This is a genomic window from Aquitalea sp. S1-19, from assembly GCF_024343515.1.
In genome coordinates, this window is sequence record NZ_RJTZ01000321.1 from 1 (window position 1) to 983 (window position 983).

The window sequence follows — 983 nt, forward strand, 5'->3', positions numbered from 1 at the left end:
CAGGATGCCGAAGTGCACCGGGTCGATGCCCAGCGCCATCGCCACCGGGAACAGGATGGGGGCGAAGATCAGCACGATGGATGACGGCTCCATCACGTTGCCAGCCAGCAGCAGCAGCACGTTCACCACCAGCAGGAAGGCGATCGGGCCGAGGCCGGCGTCGATCAGCCAGCCGGCCATCGCCTGCGGGATGCCTTCGCTGGTCATCAGGAAGGAGAACAGCACGGCGTTGGTGATGATATAGAGCAGCATCGCCGACATCGAGGCCGAATCCAGCAGCACTTTCGGCACCTGCTTCAGGCTCATGTCTTTGTAGACGAACACCGCCACGATGAAGGCGTACACCGCGCTCATCGCCGCCGCCTCGGTCGGGGTGAAGATGCCGCTATAGATACCGCCGATCACTACCACGATCAGGAACAGGCCCCACATCGATTCGCGGAACGCTTTCAGGCGTTGCACGGCAGTGGCCTTGGCCAGACGCGGATAGCCGAACTTGCGTGCGCGATACCAGGTGGTAAGGCCGAGGAAGGTCGCCAGCATCAGCCCCGGACTCACGCCGGCCATGAACAGCTGACCGACCGAGGTGTTGGTTGCAACCGAGTACATCACCATCACGATGGATGGCGGGATCAGGATGCCCAGCGCGCCGCTGGTGGTAATCACGCCGGCGCCGAAGCTGTTGGGGAAGCCTTGCTTGACCATGGCCGGCAACAGGATGGAGCCGATGGCGACCACGGTGGCCGGACTGGAGCCGGACACGGCGGCGAACAGTGCGCACGCCATCACGCCAGCTAGGCCGAGGCCGCCATGCCAGTGGCCAACCATGCTGGTGGCGAAGTTGATCATGCGCCGCGCCACCCCGCCGTGGGTGAGGAAGTTACCGGCGAGGATAAAGAACGGGATCGCCATGATCTCGAACTTCTCGATGCCGGTGAACAGCTTCAGTGCCACCGCCTCGATCGGCACTTCGGTCATGGTGA

1 protein-coding gene is annotated in these 983 nt (G+C 63.4%); it reads right to left on the reverse strand.

Annotated elements, in window-relative coordinates; all coding sequences use genetic code 11:
- Window positions 1-983: TRAP transporter large permease (locus tag EGI20_RS18780; protein ID WP_498633216.1), on the reverse strand; the 983-nt coding region annotated here is incomplete at both ends.